This is a genomic window from Collinsella sp. (assembly GCF_052346665.1).
GTDB lineage: Bacteria > Actinomycetota > Coriobacteriia > Coriobacteriales > Coriobacteriaceae > Collinsella.
Genome location: NZ_DAWDUX010000035.1, coordinates 1 through 16,858, shown reverse-complemented (window position 1 = coordinate 16,858; position 16,858 = coordinate 1). Strand labels below are relative to the sequence as shown.

General features: G+C 61.9%; 13 protein-coding genes. 11 read left to right on the top strand and 2 right to left on the bottom strand.

The window, feature by feature from the left end:
• The first annotated feature begins 174 nt into the window (after positions 1-174).
• From ACT8II_RS07195 to ACT8II_RS07185, 3 genes are read left to right on the top strand one after another with little or no spacing between them, the layout of a single operon-like run.
• A complete protein-coding gene (locus ACT8II_RS07195) occupies positions 175-1,557 on the top strand; it encodes a glycoside hydrolase family 1 protein (protein ID WP_118653554.1) in 1,383 nt (460 codons plus the stop codon).
• 51 nt (positions 1,558-1,608) lie between these two features.
• Positions 1,609-2,151: a DUF3284 domain-containing protein gene (locus ACT8II_RS07190; RefSeq protein ID WP_118653553.1), complete on the top strand. Its 543-nt coding sequence runs from the start codon at positions 1,609-1,611 to the stop codon at positions 2,149-2,151.
• 1 nt (position 2,152) lies between these two features.
• The gene (locus ACT8II_RS07185; protein WP_199588892.1) at positions 2,153-2,470 is read left to right on the top strand and encodes a PTS lactose/cellobiose transporter subunit IIA; all 318 of its coding nucleotides are present in this window, start codon (positions 2,153-2,155) and stop codon (positions 2,468-2,470) included.
• A gap of 105 nt (positions 2,471-2,575) precedes the next feature.
• Here ACT8II_RS07185 and ACT8II_RS07180 read toward each other — a convergent pair whose 3' ends face one another.
• A complete protein-coding gene (locus tag ACT8II_RS07180; RefSeq protein ID WP_118653552.1) occupies positions 2,576-3,577 on the bottom strand; it encodes a LacI family DNA-binding transcriptional regulator in 1,002 nt (333 codons plus the stop codon).
• Positions 3,578-3,874: 297 nt separating this feature from the next.
• Between ACT8II_RS07180 and rpsA the strand changes: the two genes are divergently transcribed.
• The 8 genes from rpsA (at position 3,875) to ACT8II_RS07140 (ending at position 14,057) form a co-directional block, all read left to right on the top strand.
• Positions 3,875-5,035, top strand: a complete 1,161-nt coding sequence (gene rpsA / locus ACT8II_RS07175; protein ID WP_118653551.1) for a 30S ribosomal protein S1 — start codon at positions 3,875-3,877, stop codon at positions 5,033-5,035.
• 113 nt (positions 5,036-5,148) lie between these two features.
• On the top strand, positions 5,149-5,823 hold the full coding sequence (locus ACT8II_RS07170) for an HAD family hydrolase (RefSeq protein WP_443813504.1): 675 nt from the start codon (positions 5,149-5,151) through the stop codon (positions 5,821-5,823).
• Between the two features lie 150 nt (positions 5,824-5,973).
• Positions 5,974-7,401, top strand: coding sequence for a Sapep family Mn(2+)-dependent dipeptidase (locus ACT8II_RS07165; protein WP_118653549.1), 1,428 nt, complete (start codon positions 5,974-5,976; stop codon positions 7,399-7,401).
• Between the two features lie 710 nt (positions 7,402-8,111).
• A complete protein-coding gene (locus ACT8II_RS07160; protein WP_294124003.1) occupies positions 8,112-9,044 on the top strand; it encodes a phosphate ABC transporter substrate-binding protein in 933 nt (310 codons plus the stop codon).
• A 33-nt stretch (positions 9,045-9,077) separates the two neighbouring features.
• Complete coding sequence (gene pstC / locus ACT8II_RS07155) at positions 9,078-9,989, top strand: phosphate ABC transporter permease subunit PstC (protein WP_294124005.1); 912 nt, start codon at positions 9,078-9,080, stop codon at positions 9,987-9,989.
• Positions 9,982-10,923, top strand: coding sequence for a phosphate ABC transporter permease PstA (gene pstA / locus ACT8II_RS07150; RefSeq protein ID WP_233546127.1), 942 nt, complete (start codon positions 9,982-9,984; stop codon positions 10,921-10,923). Before pstC ends, pstA begins: the two co-directional genes overlap by 8 nt.
• 62 nt (positions 10,924-10,985) lie before the next feature.
• Entirely contained in the window at positions 10,986-11,795 is an 810-nt protein-coding gene (pstB, locus tag ACT8II_RS07145; RefSeq protein ID WP_294124007.1) for a phosphate ABC transporter ATP-binding protein PstB, read from the top strand.
• A gap of 249 nt (positions 11,796-12,044) precedes the next feature.
• Positions 12,045-14,057 (top strand): ABC-F family ATP-binding cassette domain-containing protein, encoded by a 2,013-nt coding sequence (locus ACT8II_RS07140; RefSeq protein WP_118653546.1) that lies wholly within the window; start codon positions 12,045-12,047, stop codon positions 14,055-14,057.
• Between the two features lie 191 nt (positions 14,058-14,248).
• Here ACT8II_RS07140 and ppk1 read toward each other — a convergent pair whose 3' ends face one another.
• On the bottom strand, positions 14,249-16,633 hold the full coding sequence (gene ppk1 / locus ACT8II_RS07135; RefSeq protein WP_317439989.1) for a polyphosphate kinase 1: 2,385 nt from the start codon (positions 16,631-16,633) through the stop codon (positions 14,249-14,251).
• Positions 16,634-16,858: the final 225 nt, after the last annotated feature.

The window sequence follows — 16,858 nt, the reverse complement described above, 5'->3', positions numbered from 1 at the left end:
GATTTCGATCTCCTTGGGCCGTGTTCATCATGGGCCTGGGCTTCTTCTTCATCGTGATGTCGAATTTCGGTGCCGCCGCCGGCTCTGAGATGAGCCTCGGCCTGCTCGTGGGCGGCTTGGCGATCGTCATCGTGAGCGGCATCTACCTGTTCGTGAAGAGAAAGAGGTAAGACGATGGACGTCAAGTTCCCGGAAGGGTTCTACTTCGGTAGTGCCACGAGCGCGGCCCAGGCGGAGGGCGCCCATACCGCCGATCACAAGGCCCCGGATATCTGGGACCTCTGGTTCGAGGAGGAGCCCTACAAGTTCCACGGCGGCGTCGGTCCAGCCGACACGTCGACGTTCTTCGAGCATTGGCGCGAGGATATCGAGCTGCTGCACGAGACGGGGCAGAACTCCTTCCGCACCTCGATCAGCTGGTCGCGCCTGCTGCCCGATCCGGAGGGCGACCCCAACCCCGAGGCCGTCGAGTTCTACCGCAACGTGTTCGGCACGCTGCGCGACGAGGACATCGAGCCCTTCGTGAACCTGTTCCACTTCGACATGCCCGTCGCCCTGCAGGAGCGCGGCGGCTGGGAAAGCCGCGAGGTCGTCGACCTCTACGAACGCTATGCCCGCATTGCGTTCGAGCTGTTCGGCGACGTCGTCAAGCGCTGGTACACGTTCAACGAGCCCATCGTGCACGTGGAGTGCGGCTATCTGCAGCAGTACCACTATCCCTGCAGGGTCGACCCTAAGGCCGCGGCACAGGTTGCCTACCACACGGCGCTCGCCAGCGCGCTGGCTGTCCGTGCCTGCCATGAGGTCCTGCCCGACGCCAAGATCGGCATCGTGCTCAACCTCACGCCCGCCTATCCGCGTTCCGAAAATCCCGCCGACGCTCGCGCCGCCCACATCGCCGAGCTCTTCGCCAACAAGAGCTTCCTGGACCCGAGCGTGCACGGCGCTTACGATCCCGAGCTCGTCGAGCTCATCAAGAAGCACGGCCTCATGCCCGTGGTCGACGAGACCGATCTCGCCATCATCCGCGACAACACGGTGGATTACCTGGGCGTTAACTTCTACCAGCCCTTGCGCGTCTGCGCCCGTGCGAGCCTGCCCAACCCCGAGGCGCCCTTCATGCCCACGTACTACTACGACGTGTACGCCATGCCGGGTCGTCGCATGAACCCGCACCGCGGCTGGGAGATCTATCCGCACGCGCTGTACGACATCGCCATCAACCTGCGCGACAACTACGGCAACATTGAGTGGATCGTGTCTGAGAACGGCATGGGTGTCGAGGGCGAGGAGAAGTTCCGCGGACCCGATGGCGCCATCCAGGACGACTATCGCATCGACTTCATCAAGGAGCACCTGACCGAGCTCGCCCGCGGCATCGATGAGGGCTCCAACTGCATCGGGTATCATCTCTGGACGTTCATCGATTGCTGGAGCTGGCTGAACGCCTACAAGAACCGCTACGGCCTGGTTGAGCTCGACCTCGAGACGCAGGAGCGCCGCATTAAGAAGAGCGGTCGCTGGTACAAGCAGCTCGCCGAGTCCCGCGGCTTCTAGCGACACGAGGGCGCCCTTGCGCGTGGCGGGGCGCCCCTATGAGGAGGGTTAATGAAAGTACAGGTCAAGATGGGCATCAGTGCCGATGACCTCTTCGAGAGCATTGTCACGTCGGTGCTTTACGACGCCGAGCAGGCGCGCGGCAAGAAGGTGCCGGCAAAGAAGCTCAAGGCGGGGTTCACCTATCAGAAGACGCTAAACGCCAAGCTCGGCGGTGCCCAGCATGTCACCACCAAGATCACCGAGTTCGAGCCCCCGCGCCTGTACGCCGCCTCCATCACCTCGTCGCGCGGCGTCAACACCGTGCGCTACGAGATTGAGCCCATCGAGGGACAGGACGCCATCAGCGTCGTCTACGAGGAGGGCTACGAGGGTGATAAGACCCTCAACGACCTCAACGGCAAGCTCATGGGCACTCTGTACAGCCCCTTTGCCAAGCGTAAAATCAAGAAGCGTCTGCGTGACATGGAGGCCTACATCAAGGCGAACGGCGCTTCCGTCCGAGACGACGAGTCCGATTCGGTATCCGCCAACGGCGAACTGCCGGAGGAGGGCCAAAGTGCGGCTGTCAACGCCGCGGAGAGCGAGGAATAACATGGAAGACATGAACAAGATCGAGATGGCCTGCTTCGAGATCATCGCCAACGTGGGCTCCGCCCGCAGCTGCTTCATCGAGGCCATCGACCTCGCCGGCGAGGGCAAGATCGATGAGGCCGAGGCCCGCGTCGTCGAGGGCGAGCAGTTCTTCCTGGTCGGTCACGCTAAGCACGGCGAGATGATCGCCCAGGAGGCCTGCGGCGACCACATCGACCCGAGCATCATCCTCATTCACGCCGAGGATCAGCTCATGAGCGCCGAGACCTTCAAGATCTTGGCCGGCAAGTTCATCGACCTTGCGAAGAAGAACGCCTAGGCGCGCTCAACGATCGACCGTTATCTTGCAGAAACGCGATGGCCCTGCAACCCAAGTCGGTTGCGGGGCCATCGCGTTATGGGCCGGGCGCCAATTACCAGTGCGCTATGCGTCCAGGCCGATGATGGAGGGCAACCAGGCGATGTCCTCGTCGGTATACGTGATGCGACCCCTGCCCAAACGCCCCTCTTGAATCATGGAGAGGATCTCGCGCGCGGCGTTCGTACCGATTTCGAGCGAGGGCGGGCACACCGTGGTGATGCTCGGGTGAAAGTAGGTCTTGGTGTCCAGGTAGTCATAGCATGCGAACGAGATGTCTTCGCCGATGCGCAGCCCAAGCTCGTTTAACGCCTGCTGGGCGCCTTGACTACGCCCGTAGTTGAGTGCGAAGACACAGTCCACGTGATCCTCGCAGACGAGGTGCATCATGTCGCGATACCCGCATTCGCGCGGATAGTCGCCAATGCGCACCACGGCGTTGTTGCGCGGCAGGCCCGCCTCGTCAAATGCCTCGAGCACACCTGCCAAGCGCTCGCGCGAGACGTATTCCTCTTGGATGCCGGCGAGCACGCCAATGCGTGCGTGGCCTGCGTGTATGATGCGGCGCGTCACTTCGCGGCAGCTTTTGCGATTGGCGGCGAGCATGTTGTCGACACATGGATAGGGAAGGGGGTTGGATATGGAGATGGTTGGGATCCCGCTCTGCTCGATGAGCTTGCGTGCGCGTTCGTCCTCAATCGCCTCGAAGAGGATGAGGCCGTCCACGCGGCGGTCGATGAGATTTTCGAGCTTGCGGATGAAGACCTCGCGATCCTCGCGAAATCCAGAGAGGATGATATTGTAGTCATTGAGCTCCATCTCGCGTTCCACCTGCGCAACAACGCTCACGGCAAAGTGGTTCAGCATATTGTTGATAAGCAGACCGATGGACATGCTCTGGTTGGAGCGCAAGCTGCGGGCAAGGTAGTTGCTGCGGTACCCGAGTTCCTCAATCGCCGCCTCGACGCGAGATTGATTGCCCGCTTTGAGTTGATGGCCGTTGAGGTAGCGCGAGACCGTTCCCGCCGACACACCGGCCCGTTTGGCGACTTCTTGGATGGTGGACACAAGGGCTCCTGGAATTGAATCGATTTGTGTATAGCATTTTACGTGAGGGCTCGAGGAAGGGGCGCGCCATTCGCGAAAGGTTTATTGTCGAGTACGAAAAAATCGCAGTTGACGCTTGAAAACGACTTTGTTTCCACGTAATCTACTGTTTCGTGAATGCATATGCTTCACATTAGTATCTGTCGGCCCCCGAGATTGTTCCAAACGGTGCGCGCGCGCTGGCGATTATCGCCTTAAGGCTCGCAACCATCTGCAGGTCAGGTAATCGGGGCCCCGTAGTTCGAAAGGGGTCCACCTTTGAGTGAGATTCAGAACTCGTCCATCTTCTCCCTCGACGACGTCGATACCGAGGAGATGAACAACCTCATCGACAACTCCATCACCGATTTCGATGAGGGTGACCTGGTCAACGGCACCGTTGTGAAGATCGAGCGCGATGAGGTCCTCGTCGACATCGGCTTCAAGTCCGAGGGCGTCATTCCTGTCCGCGAGCTCTCCATCCGTAAGGACGCCAACCCTGCCGACCTCGTTGCGCTGGGCGACTCCATCGAGGCGCTCGTGCTCCAGAAGGAGGACAAGGACGGTCGTCTGGTTCTCTCCAAGAAGCGCGCCGAGTACGAGCGTGCCTGGAATCGCATCGAGGAGAAGTTCAACGCCGGCGAGAACGTCGAGGGCGAGGTCATCGAGGTCGTCAAGGGCGGTCTTATCCTCGACATCGGCCTGCGCGGCTTCCTGCCCGCTTCCCTCGTTGACCTTCGCCGCGTGAAGGATCTCACCTCCTACCTCGGCACCTCTATCGAGGCTCGCGTCATCGAGATGGATCGCAACCGCAATAACGTCGTGCTCTCCCGTCGCGTGGTGCTCGAGGAGTCCCGCAAGGCCGAGCGCTCCGAGATCCTCTCCAAGCTCAAGAGCGGTATGCGTCTCAAGGGCACCGTTTCCTCCATCGTGGACTTCGGCGCCTTCGTGGATCTGGGCGGCATCGACGGCCTCATCCACATCTCCGAGCTCTCTTGGAACCACGTCAACCACCCCTCCGAGGTCGTCAAGGTCGGCCAGGAGGTCGAGGTCGAGGTTCTCGACGTCGATCTGAATCGCGAGCGCATCTCCCTCGGTCTCAAGCAGACCACCGAGGATCCGTGGCGCGCGCTCGTCAAGAAGTACCCCGTCGGCGCCATCGTCGAGGGCACCGTCACCAAGCTCGTGCCCTTCGGCGCGTTCGTTGACCTCGGTGACGGCATCGAGGGCCTGGTCCACATCTCCGAGATGGCTAACAAGCACGTTGACCAGCCGGCCCAGGTCACCGCTGTGGGTGCCAAGGTCCAGGTCAAGGTCATGGAGATCGACCTCGATCGTCGTCGCATCTCCCTCTCCATGAAGTCTGCTGCCGAGACCCTCGGCATCGAGATCGAGGTCACCCCGCTCGAGGGTGAGGAGAAGGCCGAGGACGCCGAGTAGCATTCCGGTGTAGCGCCTTTGAACCTTAGGTTCGCTGCAGACCCCGACGGGCACGGGCCCGTCGGGGTCTTTTCATCCCAAATGGCATATATGGACGTTGAAGGGAGCCGTATATGATCGCCGACTCCGAGATGCCCACGCGTCTTCGAGACCGTTCCGTCGTCCTCTTCGACTTCGATGGCACGCTGGCAGACACTGGCGGAGCCGTCATGCGAACTGCGCGCGCCGTGCTCCGCGCGCGGGGCATCGAGCCCACCGATGCCGATTTACGCAAGCTCCTGGGCCCGCCGCTCGTGTCGGGATTCGAGCGCGCGTTCGGCGTGACGCACGACACTGCGCTCTCACTCACTCAAGAGTATCGCGAGCTGTTCGACAAGACCGTCACTCCCTCCGACTTCCCGCCAATCGACGACGTGCCCTTCCTGCTCGATCGTCTAACGCTTGCGGGGCGGCGTATGTCGATCGCGACGTCGCGTAAGGAGTCGGGTGCTCGGAGTATGGTCGATCAGCTCGGCTGGACCGATCGGTTCGAGTGCGTCATGGGCCTCAATGAGCCCGTTCGCCTCACCAAGGCGGACTCCATCCGCGATGCCCTCGAGTATATGGGCGTTGACGCCGCCGACGTTGTGATGGTTGGGGAGCGCCTCAACGATATCGAGGGTGCCCACGCCTGCGGTGTCCCCTGTATCGGCGTGTACACGGGTGCCGCCCAACCCGGTGAGCATGATGCCGCGGATGTGTCTTGCGGTTCTATGCTCGAGGTGGCGCGCGTGCTGGGTGTGGCCTAGCGGAATCGCGGCCCGCACCTCGGTCGCGCCGCGCCGCTTGTTTGCCGAGAGACCCGGGTCCGCTTGCCGAGGGTTTGCTCACGGGCTTTGCCCCATCCGGTTTATGGGGCACAATGGTCTAGATTGAACGTCTTCATGAAGGGAGTGCCCATGCGCACTGGAAGTATGGATGACATTGAGGCATATGTCGATGAGGTCTGGGAGGATGTGGTGGCCGACATCGCCGCCCTCGTCGCGCATCCTTCGGTCGCCGATGCTGGGAAATCGATGCCCGGCGCTCCTTTCGGTGCCACCGTGCGAGATGCCCTCGACTGCGCTCTCGACATCGCCCATCGCCTTGGATACGAGACGGGGGACGATGGGGGCTACGTCGGCATCGCCGATATCGCGGGGGAGCTTGATGGGCACATCGCTACGATAGCGCATGTCGACGTCGTTCCCGCTGGTCCCGGTTGGGCAACCGACCCCTATGTGATGGAGCGCCGCGAGGGTTGGCTGCTTGGCCGCGGCGTGATCGACGACAAGGGCCCGGCGGTGCTCTCGCTATACGCCGGTGCATACCTGCTGAGCCGCGGTATCAAGCCCCGCTACGGTTTCCGCGCGCTTTTGGGGTGCGATGAGGAGGTCGGGATGACCGACGTCCACCATTACCTCGAGTCTCATGAGCAGCCGCTGTTCCTCTTCACGCCGGATGCAGAGTTTCCCGTTTGCAATGCCGAGAAGGGTTGCTTTGGCGGCATGTTCGTGAGTGCGCCTATCAAAGACGGTGCCATCGAGTCGTGGAGTGGCGCGGATGCCACCAATGCCATTCCGAGCGAGTCGGTGTGTGTGCTTGCAGTCCCCGTCTCTGAGCTTCCCGCACCGCGGTCTCATGCGGAGCGCTTGACGGTTGAGCCGCTCGGGGAGGGGCGGTCCCGCATTTTCGCCAAGGGCATCGGCGGACATGCTTCGCTGCCTCAGGGTACCGTCAATGCCATTGCTCTGATTGTCGACTATCTGCAGGAGATCTCGGCCGAGCGGCCCGATCTCCTCTCTGAAGGCGAGCGCACCTATCTCAACCTGCTTTCCATCGTGCATGAGGGAACGGCAGGCGAGGGTTTGGGCATCGAGGCTGAGAGCGCGGCTTTCGGTCCGCTCACCTGCAACGCGGGCACGATCAAGGTTTCTGACGGGCGTATCTCGCAGACCATCGACGTTCGCTATCCCGATTCGATCACCTGCGACGAGATGTCCATGATCTGCCGTGCCCACGCGGCGCGGTATGGTGCAGAATTCGTGCTCGACAGCACCAAGGAGCCGTTCTCGACCTCGGCGGAGAGCCCCGCCGTGCAAGCGCTGCTCGACACATATCGCGAGGTTACGGGCAAACATGCCGAGCCGTTCTCCATGGGAGGCGGCACTTATGCCCGCAACTTCAAGAGTGCGGTGTCGTTCGGCCCCGAGGACAACGACCTCGAACTTCCCGAGTGGGCAGGCACCATGCACGGTCCCAACGAGGCGGCGAACGAGGCGCTTTTGCGCGACGCTCTCAAGATGTATATCTTGGCTATTCTTCGCCTCAACGAGCTCGAGCTGTAAGAGACGCGGGCACCGCGGAGAATGAGCCACGGTGCCCCATTGCACGTGTGTATCGTATGCATGCAGGGATAGGACGGGAGGCAATCGTGCCCAATTTCTGGGAGCAAATCTTCGGCTTCGTGATCATTGCGCTTTCCATGGTGTTTGGCGGCTACCTGTACCGCAGACGTCATGGCGACGACTCGGGACGAACGGGTACCGCGGGCCGCTCGAGGACGAAACGTCCCCGTAAGAGGGGTAAAAAATAGAATATGAGCGGTTATCCCGGCTCGCCGTATGCACACGCTTTAGCTGGACCATATCCGCATGATTCGACGGAAGAACATGCGTGTATATTCAGCTGTTGCCAAATAAACCCCTCACTTTTTAAATAAAGACCCCCTTTATCGGCTTGGAACATGCTTCAAACGCCGTTCGCCCTCGAATGGGCAGGGGGAATGTGGCGGGTTGGCCGGGTGGTTGTCCACGGCATAACGCATGGGCGTCAATCTCAAGCGTCTGTGTAAGCTGCGAGTAAGCTGGGGCGCAGCGGGCGGTAATGGATGGTCAGAGAGCCGTAAGAGACGGCGAACGTGGAGGAATGGGCGGCGAACGCGCGGTATTGTGCTTGCGGTACGACGGATGGGGAGTTGATGGTTCCCCATTGGGGCCTTAAGGACACGCCCCGGACCGTCCGCGCATTGCGCACGTTTGCTCTCGAAGGGAGAACCATGTTCGATTATTCCTGCTCTCGCCGCTCCTTCCTCGGTCTCGCTGGCAGTCTTGCCGCTGTCGCCGGTCTTGGTCTGGCTGGCTGCGGTGGCTCTGACGCTCCCGCTGCCGGCTCCGCCGATGCCACCGCTACCGTGACGGGCGAGGTCACCTATGACGGTGCCTCCTCCTTCCAGGCGCTCGTCGAGGCTGCGGCCGAGCAGTTCATGAACGAGAACCCCGACTGCGTCATCTCTGGTTCCGGCAATGGTTCCGGCGCCGGCCTCACCGCCGTTTCCTCCGGAACCGTGACCATCGGCAACTCCGACGTCTTCGCCGAGACCAAGCTCGATGCCGACGCTGCCGCCAAGCTCGTCGACCATGAGGTCGCCGTCGTGGGCATGGGCCCGATCGTCTCCAAGAACGTTACCGTCGACGACCTGACTCTCGAGCAGCTCAAGGGAATCTTCGGCGGCACCATCACCAACTGGAGCGAGGTCGGTGGTGACGACGCTGAGATCGTCGTCGTCAACCGCAAGGAGGGGTCCGGCACCCGCGCCACCTTCGAGGCCGCCGTCTTCGGTGACGAGAAGAATACCTATAAGCCGGCTCAGCCCGAGCAGGACAAGTCCGGCGACGTCCAGACCCTCATGGGCTCCACCGATAACGCCATTTCCTACATCGACTTCTCCCACTTCGATGACTCCAAGTTCACCGCCATCAAGGTGGGCGGCGTGGAGCCGGAGAGCAAGAACGTCCTCGACAACAGCTTCCCCATCTGGGCGACCGAGCACATGTACTGCGCCGAGGATGCCGACGACGCCACCAAGGCGTTCCTCGATTACATGCTCTCCGACGACGTCCAGGGCTCCCTCGTTGAGGAGCAGGGCTTCATCCCCGTCTCCGAGATGCTGGTGACCAAGGATGCCGAGGGCAAGGTCTCCAAGAAGTAACTGTTGAAGTCACGAATTCTCGAAAGGTGCGGTATGGCAAAGCACATGCCCAAGCGCAACCTTGAGAGGGTCGGTCAGGGCGTCACGGGCGCGTGTGTAGCGCTCGTGACGCTTCTTGTCCTTGCGCTGATCGTCATGGTGGCGCAGAAGGGCATCTCGACTTTCGTCAAGGACGGTGTCGACGCCGTTGGGTTCTTTACCGGGACTGATTGGAGCCTCGCCAATGTCGACGAGGCGACGGGATTGCCGCAGACCGGCGCGCTTCCGCTCATCATCACGTCTTTTGCGGTCACGCTGCTTTCGACGGCGATTGCGCTTCCCATCGCGATTGGTTCCGCCATCTTTGCGGTTGAGATCGCCCCGGCGCTCGGAAAGCGCGTGTTCCAACCCATGGTCGAGCTGCTGGTGGGTATCCCGTCGGTCGTGTTCGGTCTCATCGGCTTCCATGTGGTGGTCGCCGCCTGTAAGGCCGTGTTTGGGACGCAGACGGGCATGGGTATCCTGCCCGGTGCCATCGTGCTCTCCGTCATGATCTTGCCTACCGTCACGACGCTTTCCATGGACGCGCTGCGCGCCGTACCCGATGGATATCGTCAGGGCTCGCTCGCCCTAGGCTATACCCGCTGGCAGACGATTTGGCACGTGGTGCTCAAGAGCGCCCTTCCCTCGCTCATGACCGCGGTTATTCTCGGCATGACGCGCGCCTTTGGCGAGACGCTCGCGGTGCGCATGGTCATCGGTGGCGCGGAGGTCATGCCCGCATCCCTGTTGTCACCGGCATCCACCATCACGACCACGCTTACCACCAGCATGGCGATCTATGCGGATGGCTCCGTGCAAAAGGACGTCCTGTGGTCGCTGGGCCTGCTGCTCATGGGTATGTCGCTCATTTTCATCCTGATCATCCATCTCATTGGCAAGAAGGGGGCGAACGCCCGTGGCTGATATCTCTCAGGCGGCGTCCGCTCAGATGGGGGACATGCGTATCATTCGCCGTTCCCGCCGAGCCGATCGCTTCGCAACCGTGGCGCTTGCCGCCATCGCGGGACTCGTCATGCTCATCGTGGTCTCGATGGTCGCCTATATCCTTTATGAGGGCCTTTCGACCTTGTTCACTCCTGGGTTCCTCACGCAGCCCAGCCGCTCCAACGGCGCTGCCGGTGGTGTGGCTTACCAGCTCTTCGATTCGTTCTATCTGTTGCTCATCACGCTGATCATCTCCGTTCCCGTGAGCTTGGGGGCTGCCGTGTTCCTCACGGAGTACGCACCCGACGGCCCCATCACGAGCATCGCGAGTACCGCCATCGAGACGCTGTCCTCCCTGCCGTCGATTGTCGTCGGCATGTTCGGCTTCCTCGTGTTCTCGGTGAACTTTGGCTGGAAGTACTCGATCATTTCCGGTGCGGTCGCGCTCACCATGTTCAATATCCCTATCTTGGTGCGCGTTATCCAGCAGGCCCTCGATGACGTTCCTCAGCACCAGCGCGATGCATGCCTGGCCATGGGCCTTACGCGCTGGGAGGCGACGGTCCACGTGCTGATTCCCGCCGCAATGCCCGCCATTGTGACGGGCGTGGTTCTTTCCGCCGGGCGTGTCTTCGGCGAGGCCGCGGCCCTGCTGTTCACCTCGGGCATGTCGAGCCCGGTGCGCCTGAACTTCCTCTCGCTCAACTTCTCAAGCCCCACGTGCGCATGGAACATCTTCCGACCGGGCGAGTCGCTTGCGGTGCACATTTACAAGATTTACGGTGAGGGAAGCCCCGAGGCGCAGCACATCGTATGGGGAACCGCCGCATTGCTGATGATTTGCGTCCTGCTGTTCAACGTGGCTTCTCGTTTGGCCGGTAAGGCTCTGGCGAAAAGGATGACGGCCGAATGAGTAACAAGTCTACCCAACATGACGTTTCCGCCCCCGTGGAGTCGAGTGCGTCCGAAGCCTTCATGGATAGCGTGCGCGCCGGTGCCGCCTCCGTGCAGCCTCGCGGTGCGACCGATGGCGAAGTCGTTCTCGAGGCGCGCGGCGTCAACGTGTATTACGGCGACAACCATGCGCTGCATGATACGTCCCTCGAATTCCACAAGGGCGAGATCACCGCACTCATCGGCCCTTCCGGTTGCGGCAAGTCGACGTTCCTACGCTCCCTCAACCTCATGAATCGAGAGATCCGCGGATGCCGCGTTGAGGGCGAGATCCTCTACGATGGCCGGAACATCAACACCCGCGAGGAGAACCTCTACGAGTTGCGCCGTTCCATCGGCATGGTGTTCCAGCAGCCCAATCCGTTCCGCAAGTCCATCTACGAGAACATCGTGTTCGCGCCCAAGCGCCATGGCCTCAAGGGCAAGGAGAACCTCGATGCGCTCGTGGAGGAGAGCCTGCGCGGCGCCGCCCTGTGGGACGAGGTCAAGGACAAGCTACACCAGAGCGCCTTTTCGCTTTCCGGTGGCCAGCAGCAGCGTCTGTGCATTGCGCGCACCCTCGCCATGCATCCCGACGTGATTTTGTTCGATGAACCGTGCTCTGCGCTCGACCCCATCTCCACGCTGGCGATCGAGGAGCTCATGCAGAGCATCGTGAAGGAGCGCGCCATCGTTATCGTGACGCACAACATGGAGCAGGCGAGCCGCGCCTCCAACCGAACGGCGTTCTTCTATATGGGCGACATGGTCGAGTACGGCGAGACGGAGCAGATCTTCCAGCGTCCTCGCGATAAGCGCCTGAACGACTACCTGACCGGCATGTTCTCGTAGACCGCCTATCACGCTTCGCGCCGTACCCTCGGGCATATCATCCCGTGCTCGGACAGTCCTGAACTCGCACGAAGGCCCCACTGGGGCCTTCGGCTCGTGCGGAACTGCGCGCGGGACGATATGCCCGAGGGTACGGCGCGGCACACTGTGGCTAAGTGCTCGTGTCTGCAATGTCCCGCCCCGCCTGTCTCGGGTAGACGCCCTGCTAAGATGGATGGCTGTAAATACGATAGCGAGGAGCGTTTCGATATGGCCATTCTGCTCGGTTGCGACAGCGTGCATCTTGAGTTTCCTACCAAACTGATTGCGCAGAACGTGACGCTCGGCGTGAACGAGGGCGACCGCATCGGCATCGTGGGCAAGAATGGTGATGGCAAGTCGAGCCTGCTCGGCATTCTCTCGGGTGCGATCGAGCCGGACGCCGGACGCGTGACGCGCCGTCGTGATGTGACGGTGGGCGTCCTCGGTCAGCGCGACGCACTCGATGACGGCATGACCGTGCATCGTGCTGTGGTGGGCGACCTTCCCGAATACGAGTGGGCGTCGAGCCCGCGTGTGCGTCAGATTCTTGACGGTCTTATCGCCGACGTGCCCTGGGAGGGCCTGGTGGGCGAGCTCTCTGGTGGACAGCGTCGTCGTGTGGATCTGGCGCGCCTGCTTATTGGCGACTATGACGTGCTCATGCTCGACGAGCCCACCAACCATCTGGACATGCGTACCATCAACTGGCTCGCCGAGCATTTGAAGGCGCGGTGGCAGAAATCGAGCGGCGCAATGCTCGTGGTCACGCATGACCGCTGGTTTCTCGATGAAGTCTGCACCTCCATGTGGGAGGTGCACGACGGGTGTGTCGACCCCTTTGAGGGTGGGTACTCCGCCTACATCCTGCAGCGCGTCGAGCGCGATCGTATGGCGCAGGTAACCGAGGAGCGTCGCCGCAACATGGCCCGCAAGGAGCTTGCCTGGCTCTCTCGTGGTGCGCAGGCGCGTAGTACCAAGCCTAAGTTCCGCGTTGAGGCTGCCCGCGAGCTTATTGCCGACGTGCCTCCCGTGCGCAACGAGCTCGAGCTCAAGCGTCTCGCGGTGAGCCGCTTGGGCAAGCAGGTCATCGATGTGATCGATGTGGACGCGGGTTACGCAAGCTCCTTGGCCGCCGTGCGTGGCTCCAAGGAAGGCACAAGTTCTCTTGGCGGCTCCGCCGTGCCGGACAATCCTTCTGCTGTGGGCAATTCCGCTGCGGCGGACGGCTTCGCTGCCCGCGGCGTGTCTCCTGACGCCGTGGCTTTGGGTCGTCCCGTTCTTTCCGATGTGACCTGGCTTATTGGTGCGGGCGACCGCTACGGCCTGCTCGGCGAGAACGGCGCCGGTAAGACCACCTTGCTCAATATCATCCAGGGCAAACTCAAGCCGCTCCGCGGACGCGTGAAGATTGGTTCCACGGTCCGGTTTGGCGTGCTGTCCCAGCAGCTCGACGAGTTGAAGCCCGTCGAGGACGACACCATTCGCGAGGTGCTTGCCCGCGGCAAGCGTTACGTGATGGTCGAGGGCAAGGAGACGAGCCCCGAGAAGCTGCTCGAGCGCCTCGGATTTACGCAGCAACAGATGTGGAGTCGTATCAAGGATCTTTCGGGTGGTCAGAAGCGCCGTTTGTCGTTGCTGCTGACCATTTTGGAGGAACCGAATGTCTTGATTTTGGACGAGCCGGGCAACGACCTCGATACCGACATGCTCGCTCTCGTGGAGGACCTGCTCGACAGCTGGCCGGGCACGCTCATCCTCGTGACGCACGACCGTTTCCTCATGGAACGTGTGACTGACCAGCAGTGGGCCCTCATAGGAGGCACGCTTCGCCACGTACCTGGTGGCGTGGACGAGTACCTGCGTTTGACGGAGGGCGCGTCTGCCGGCGGAGCGTCCCATCCTCAGGCGCCCGGGTTCGGTGGTGCTTTGGAAGCGGGGTCACCTTTGGGCGGCGGCGCGTCCGGTCAAGGAGCCGTCGCATCTGCCGTGGCGACACCTTCCCAGGCATGCGGACTGTCGAATGCGGAGCGCCAGCGCCTCAAGAAGGAGGTTGCTTCGCTCGAACGCAAAATGGAGACGCGTCGCGGCAAGGTCGAGGAGCTTGAGCAGGGGATGTTCGCCATCGACCCCACCGACTTCGCCGCCCTCACTGCGCAGCAGGAGGCAATTGCCCACGCTCGTGAGGAGCTTGATGAGCTCGAGATGGCTTGGCTCGAGGCCAGCGAGCAGCTCGAGGGCTAATGCGTATAACGTACCTGCCTCCTCGTGCATGATGTGAGGCGGCGCGGCATGTCAGCCGGATTTGACGGATCCGCGCGTAGAATGTCGAAATTGACGCGCTTCAATCGCGTATTTTTCGACATTACACGCGCGGTGCACCGGCTGCCCGTCGAATACGAAAGCGTCCTCGTCTTGAAAACGGGTAATGGCGGCTAGGAGAACATCTCGCGGAAGCCGCGCATCACCATGTGCCAGCCGCGCTTGAAGTTGCTCTCTTTGCCCTGTTCGGTACCCTTGTGGCCGTCTGTCTCTTGGGGCTCGACAGCTTGGTTGAGCTCGTTGGTTTCCGTTGTGGAGGCAACCGGTTGCGACGGCGTCGCATCGGCATTCGACGTGTCGGGCGCCCGGCCTGCACGGGGGTTCACCGTTTCCGCGTCATGTGCGATTTCGTCACGCGCGGCACGTTCGACCTCGACGGCTCGAGCCGCGCGTCTCTCCTCTGCGGCGCGAGCGCGGTTGGCAGCCTGCGTCATGAAGTGCTCCTGTGCATTGAAGGGCTCATCGCCCTCCGCTCGGGCAACGGGCTTCCAGGTGCCCTGCGCGCTCAGCTCACGCGCCTTCACGTTGTCGCGCAGCTGATCGGCCATGTAGTCGCGCACCATGGCGCGACACGTGGGGTCGAGAACGGGATAGGCGATTTCCACACGGTGCTCGGTGTTGCGCGTCATCATGTCGGCGCTCGACAGGTAGACGGTGTCGGCGTCCTCACCGAAGGAGTACACGCGCGCGTGCTCCAGGAAGCGACCCACGATAGAGCGGATGTGCACGTTCTCGGTGCTGCCCTCGATGCCCGGCAGCATGCAGGATATCCCGCGGATGATCATATCGATGCGGACACCCGCTCGGCTTGCCTCGGCGATCTTATCGATGACCTCTCGGTCGGTGAGGGAGTTCATCTTGAAGAAGGCGTGGGCGGGCATGCCGGCGCGCGCACGGGCGATCTCGCGGTCGAGGCCGTCCATCACGAGGGGCTTGAGCCCGGCGGGCGCCACGCCGAGGTAGCGGTACTCGCCGCGCAGGTTGCCCAGGGTGAGGTTTCGGAAGAACGCGTTGGCGTCCTCGCCGATGCCCTCGTGCGCAGTCATGAGCATGAAGTCCGAGTACAGGCGTGCGGTCTTCTCGTTGAAGTTGCCGGTCCCCAGTAGGGTAATGCGGCGAATCTTCCCCTGGTCATGATAGGTGAGTTGGCAGATCTTGGAATGGCATTTGAAGCCCTCCGCACCGTAGATGACGGTGCAGCCCGCCTCCTCGAGGCGCTCCGCCCAGGCGATGTTGTTCTCCTCGTCAAAGCGCGCGCGGAGTTCCATCAGCACGGTCACCTCTTTGCCACGCTCGGCTGCGGAGATGAGCGACTCGCACAAACGCGACTGACGCGCTACGCGGTAGAGCGTGATGCGCAGCGAGATACAGGTGTCGTCGTGGGCGGCCTCGTTGATGAGGCCGAGAAGCGTGCCCATCGACTCGTAGGGGTAGAACAGCAGCTTGTCGCCGGCGAGCACCTGATCGCGCATGGAGTCACCCGGGCAAAACAGCGGGCTCGGCTGGGGGGCGAACGGAGGGAACAGGAGCCGGTCGCGCACGGTGGCGGGCAACTTGCCCTCCAGGGAGTAGATATATCCCAAGTCAAGGGGCATGGTAACCGACAGGACGGCCTGCTGGCTCAGTCCCAGTGCCTTGCGGATCGACTTGAGGGACTCGCGGGCGAGATCTCCGTGCACGGCGAGGAGCACGGGCTGGAGGCGCAAGCGCTTCTTGAGCACCTTCTTCATGTGCTGGCGGTAATCCTCGTCTTCCTCGACGCCCTCGCCGTCCGGGTCGAGGTCGGCGTTGCGCGTGACGCGGATTACCGCGCGATCCTGCGGGACATAGGAGCCAAAACACGATTCCAGGCACGCCAAGATGACATCCTCGAGCAGGATGTAGCGCAGCTGGCCGTCGTTTCTCGTGATCTCGACGACGCGGGGGAGCGAGCTTGGGACCTCGATGATGCCGAGGAGCCCTTGTTCGTCTTCGGAGGCGGCGGCGAGCGTGCAGACGATGTAGAGGGCTCCGTTGCGCAGGTTGGGGAAGGGGTGGCGCGGGTCGATGATGAGCGGCGAGAAGATGGGGAGCACGTTGCGGTCGAAGTAGCTGCGCACCGCATCGCGCTCGGCACCTATGAGCTCGGAGGGCGTGATGCGCTCGATGCCCTTGGCGCGCAGGAGGGATTCGATGGCGTCGAGGGACGAGGCGGCTTTGGAGAACAATCCCGGCAACGCCGAGAATACGGCCGCCACTTGCTCGGAGGGGGTCATGCCGCTCTTGTTGTCGCGTGGCTGCCGCTTGAGGGTCGCCAGGCTTGAGAGTCCACCCATGCGGACCATGAGGAACTCATGCATGTTGCTCTCAAAAATCGCGATGAATTTGAGGCGCTCGAACAACGGCACCGTGTCGTCGAGGGACTCGGAGAGCACGCGTTCGTCGAAACGGAGCCAGGAAAGTTCACGGTTTTGGGTGTAACTCAAATCACGCTGCTTGTTGTGTCCGTCGTTGCCCATGATGGCTCCCTCGTGTTGCGGTGCTTGCCGGAAGTGGTGGTACCTGTGAAATCGCATGGATGTCTTTAGGTTATCGCCGTGCCTCGGTTCATGGTGAGTGTAACGCGCAAGCATGATGGACTCTTTACGCGATGCTTTCGAGCATGTTAAAGAATCGCGCGTATGTAAGCGATGCGCGCGGACACGCTGAGCGGGGCTTCGTTGGGCGTACACTGTTGAATATGT